We start from the raw sequence: 4,488 nt of genomic DNA, 5'->3' as shown, positions 1-4,488 counted from the left end.
GCCTTTCAGCGCCGATGGTACTGCATGGGGGACCGTGTGGGAGAGTAGGACGCCGCCGAACTAAATTTGATAAAGCCTCGGGCCGGATCGTTGGAAAACGATCCGCCCCGAGGCTTTTTTGCATTTCCGGGACACCACGTTTTACCGGCTTCCGCCCTCACTTCTTACTGGTCAGGGGCAGTCGGCCGTCGTCCGCCCGTCCCTCCCTCCGCCTGCCGCGGTCCGCCCTCAACCGCGTCGTCTCCCAGCCCGCCTTGAGACCGGCCAGGAGCAGACCGACGACGGCGCCCTGAAAGGGATCGGTCAGCACGATCGCCGTGGCGGTGGCGAGAAGGACGAGGACCTCGCCACGGTGACCGTCCCGCAGGCGGCCCAACTCCCGTACCGGCAGCAGCTGTCGGCCGACGACGACCAGGACGCCGGCGAGGGCGGCGACCGGAACGGCGGCCAGCACCCAGGGCAGCAGAACGGCGAACACGGCCAGCCACGTGCCCTGGAGCACGCGCGAGACCCGACTCCGGGCGCCCGCACGGGCGTTGGCGGTACTACGCACCACGACGGTGGTCATCGGAAGGGCCCCGAGCATGCCGCACACCGTGTTGCCGGCGCCCTGCGCGATCAGCTCCTTGTCGTAGTCGGTGCGGGGGCCGTCGTGCAGCCGGTCGACCGCCGCGGCGCCGAACAGGCTCCCGGCCGAGGCCACGAGGGTGAAGGCCAGGACCGTACCCAGGACGCCGACCTGCCCGAGCCGCCTGAAGTCCGGGCCGTCCGGCGGCTGGACGGCGGTCATCAGATCGCCGACGTGCAACCGGTCCACCGGCAGCTCCAGCACGGCCGTCACCGCCGTCGCGGCGAGCACGGCGGCCAGGGGCGCGGGGATCAGCCGGGACCCGCGCGGCCAGCGCTGCCACAGCGCCAGCAGGGCCATCGTGCCGATGCCCACCGCGCCGGCGGCCAGAGCGGGCGGGGATTCCAAGGTTCCGGTGATCAGGAGAACGATGCCCCCGAGCCGTTCCAGGCCGCCGCCGGGGGCGTCCGCGTCGGCCAGTTCGTACAACTGGCCGGTGATGAGGACGAGTCCGGTGCCGGCCAGCATCCCCTGCACCACGGCCACGGGAACCTTCCGGAACCAGCGGCCGAGCCGCAGCAGGCCCAACGTCACCTGGAACAGTCCGGTGGCCAGCACGAGGACGCCCAGCCCTCCGAGGCCGTACGCGCGCACGGCCTCGTATACGAGCGCGGCCAGCCCCGCGGCCGGTCCGCTCACCTGGATGCTGCTGCCCGGCAGCAACCCGGTCAGTAGCCCGCCGACGATCCCGGTGACGAGGCCCAGTTCCACCGGCACCCCGGAGGCCATGGCGACACCGGCCGAGAGCGGCACGGTTATGAGGAAGACGACGAGGGACGCGTGGACGTCGGCCCGGAGGAGAGGGCCGGTACCGCCTCGGGGCAGGAGGCGGGACGTGACGCGGAAGAGAGCGGAGCGTGCGGGTCCGAGGTCTTCGTACTGCTGCATGAGGGTTGCCTCCAGCGTCTCCGGACACACCGAGCGGCGGCCGGGGACAGAGAAACCTGTGGGGAGAGAGCCTGCGGAGGAAGGTGCCGCGGATGAGGGAACTCGCGGGCGCCTTGTACGGCCGGACGGGACGAGGCGGGGCAGGGCACGAGCGGGCGGCTTGAGCCGGAAGGCGGAAAGGTCGTGGTGTGACGGAGGAGGAGAGACGGGAGAAGTGGGGGCAGGGTGACGGGACGGGCTGTACGGGCGGCGCGTGGCTGCCGGCGCGGTCGCGGGAACGGGCTGTAGGTGATGCCCGTACGGACGCTTCCTCTTCCTCTCCGGCTTCGTGCCGTGAACACCCGACCACAGTGTGTCCACCTCCCGTGCCCCGCGGCCGACCGGTGCGTTACCGCGGTGTAAACACCGAATCGGCCAGGAGGAAGGGCTTCGTCCGTTCACTCCGGCGGGTGACCTGACCCATGCGCCGCATCGTGCGCCGGGCGCCGCCCTCCGGGGCCGGCTCCGCCCCTATGGCCGACCGCCGTTGGGGGCCGGGTGCGAAAATGACCCGGCGAAGGGCCGGGGCGCGGAAGTGTGGCACCGGCCCTGCCCACCAGCTCGTCGACCAGTCCGTTCTCAGCCCCTCCGCCGTACTCCCCTTGCCGTTCCGCCTCTTCACGAGCCGGGCGCGCGGGCGGCACGCCACGCGGTGCGGTGACAGGACGGCACAGCGAAAGCGGAAAAGGTGAACACCGTGACCCAGACAGTCGCCGTCCTCGGGACCGGAAAGATCGGTGAGGCGCTGCTCAGCGGCATGATCCGGGCCGGCTGGGACCCCGCGCAGCTGCTCTGCACCGCTCGCCGCCCGGAACGCGCCGAGGCTCTGCGCGAGCGCTACGGCGTCGAGATCGTCGGAAACGCCGACGCCGCCAAGGCCGCCGACACGCTCATCTTGGCCGTCAAGCCCCAGGACATGGCGGCGCTCCTCGAAGAACTCGCGCCGCACCTGCCGGCCGACCGGCTCGTCATCAGCGCGGCGGCCGGTGTCCCCACCGCCTTCTTCGAAGAGCGGCTCTCGGCCGGGACGCCCGTGGTGCGCGTCATGCCCAACACCCCGGTGCTGGTGGACGAGGGCATGTCGGTGATCTCCGCCGGTACGCACGCCACCGAGGAGCACCTGCTCCGCACCGAGGCGATCTTCAAGCCGGTGGGCAAGACGCTGCGCGTCCCCGAGACGCAGCAGGACGCCGCGACCGCGCTCTCCGGCTCCGGCCCGGCGTACTTCTACTTCCTCGTCGAGGCCATGACGGACGCCGGCATCCTCCTCGGCCTGCCGAGGGACAAGGCCCACGACCTGATCGTCCAGGCCGCCATCGGCGCCGCCGTGATGCTCCGCGACAGTGGGGAACACCCCGTCAAGCTGCGCGAGGCCGTCACTTCGCCGGCCGGCACGACGATCAACGCCATCCGCGAACTGGAGAAGCACGGCGTCCGGCACGCGCTCATCGCCGCCCTGGAGGCGGCCCGGGACCGCAGCCGCGAGCTCGCCTCCGGCACGGGGTGACGCGACGCGACGGCCGTACGGGTCGGCGGCGTGCGGCCGACCGCCGTACGCCGCCGGCCGCTCGGAACAGGCGTCCCGGCTCGCGGTGGTGTCAGCCGGCCGGGAGCAGGCCGATGGCCCGGTACGCGGCGTCGACCGTCGGCCGCGCCAGTTCCCTCGCTCGACGGGCCCCGTCCCGCAAGACGCCGTCGACGTAGGCCGGTTCGGCGCACAGCTCGGCGTGCCTCTCCCGTACCGGGCGCAACAACTCCACCACGGCGTCCGCGGTGTCCCGCTTGAGAGTGCCGTATGAGGTGTAGCCCGCGGCCAGGACGGCGGGCGTGGAGCCGGTGCAGGCGGCCAGCAGCTCCAGCAGGTTGGCCACACCGGGCCGCTCGGCGCGGTCGTAGACGACGTCCGTCCCGCTGTCCGTGACCGCGCGCATCACCTTCTTGCGCACGACGTCCGGCTCGTCGAGGAGATAGACGATGCCGGAGGTCTCGGCGTGCGACTTCCCCATCTTCGACAGAGGGTCCTGAAGGTCCATGACCCGGGCGGCGACCCGTGGGACGACGGCACGGGGGACGGTGAACGTCTGCCCGTACCGCTGGTTGAAACGCACCGCCAGGTCACGGGTCAGCTCGACGTGCTGCGCCTGGTCGTCGCCGACGGGCACCTCGTCCGCGTGGTACGCGAGGATGTCGGCGGCCATCAGCACCGGGTAGGTGAGGAGGGACAGCCGGACGCTTCCGCCGGTCGCCCGTTCCCGTGCCGACTTCTCCTTGTACTGGATCATCCGGCGCATCTCCCCGTCCGTGGCCGTGCACTCCAGGAGGTAGGACAGCCGGGTGTGCTCGTCGACGTGGCTCTGCACGAACACCGTGCAGCGGTCCGGGTCCAGTCCCGCCGCCAAGAGCAGGGTCGCGGCCTGCCGGCTCAGCCTCCGGACGCGCGCCGGATCGTGTTCGACGGTCAGGGCGTGCAGGTCGACGACGCAGAAGAGAGCGTCGGCCCGGTGCTGGTCCGACTCGACCCACTGCCGGACGGCGCCCAGGTAGTTGCCGAGGGTCAGGTGGCCGGTGGGCTTCACGCCACTGAAGATGCGAGTCATGGGGGTGTCCCTCTCCTTGGGAACGGGACCACCGCCACAGACAGCAAAACGGCCGCCGAGGCGGCGGCCGTGGGGAGCATGCGTGCGTACGCGCAGGGGGTGGCCGCCGTCAGGCGGGCCACCACTGGCCGTTACGGGCATGCGAGGTCATGCCGACGACCGTACCGCCCCGGAAACCGCTTGCGCCACGGGTTTGATCCGGACCAAGGCGCTCGTGTAAGGTTCTTCGAGTTGCCAGCGGGGCCCGAGAGGGAACCGGGGCGGCACTTCACGCCACTCGGCGGGATCCACTACTGCACGGCCCCTGAACGGGATTGATTTCGGCATGCCGGAATT

3 protein-coding genes are annotated in these 4,488 nt (G+C 71.5%); 1 reads left to right on the top strand and 2 read right to left on the bottom strand.

Annotation, left to right across the window (positions count from 1 at the left end; translation table 11 throughout):
• Positions 1 to 157: 157 nt before the first annotated feature.
• Positions 158 to 1,516 carry a SulP family inorganic anion transporter gene (locus ACSNOK_RS31020; RefSeq protein ID WP_436784128.1) on the bottom strand — a complete coding sequence of 453 codons (1,359 nt, stop codon included), beginning with the start codon at positions 1,514 to 1,516 and terminating at the stop codon, positions 158 to 160.
• A 736-nt stretch (positions 1,517 to 2,252) separates the two neighbouring features.
• Here ACSNOK_RS31020 and proC point away from each other — a divergent pair.
• Entirely contained in the window at positions 2,253 to 3,062 is an 810-nt protein-coding gene (proC, locus tag ACSNOK_RS31015; protein WP_436784127.1) for a pyrroline-5-carboxylate reductase, read from the top strand.
• Positions 3,063 to 3,153: 91 nt separating this feature from the next.
• Here the strand turns inward: proC and trpS are convergent, their stop codons facing one another.
• Positions 3,154 to 4,152, bottom strand: a complete 999-nt coding sequence (gene trpS, locus ACSNOK_RS31010) for a tryptophan--tRNA ligase (protein WP_436784126.1) — start codon at positions 4,150 to 4,152, stop codon at positions 3,154 to 3,156.
• Positions 4,153 to 4,488: the final 336 nt, after the last annotated feature.

The organism is Streptomyces sp. URMC 126, assembly GCF_051386555.1.
Classification (GTDB): Bacteria; Actinomycetota; Actinomycetes; order Streptomycetales; family Streptomycetaceae; genus Streptomyces.
The sequence above is the reverse complement of the archived record's forward strand: the minus strand, read 5'-3'. Positions and strand labels throughout refer to the sequence as shown.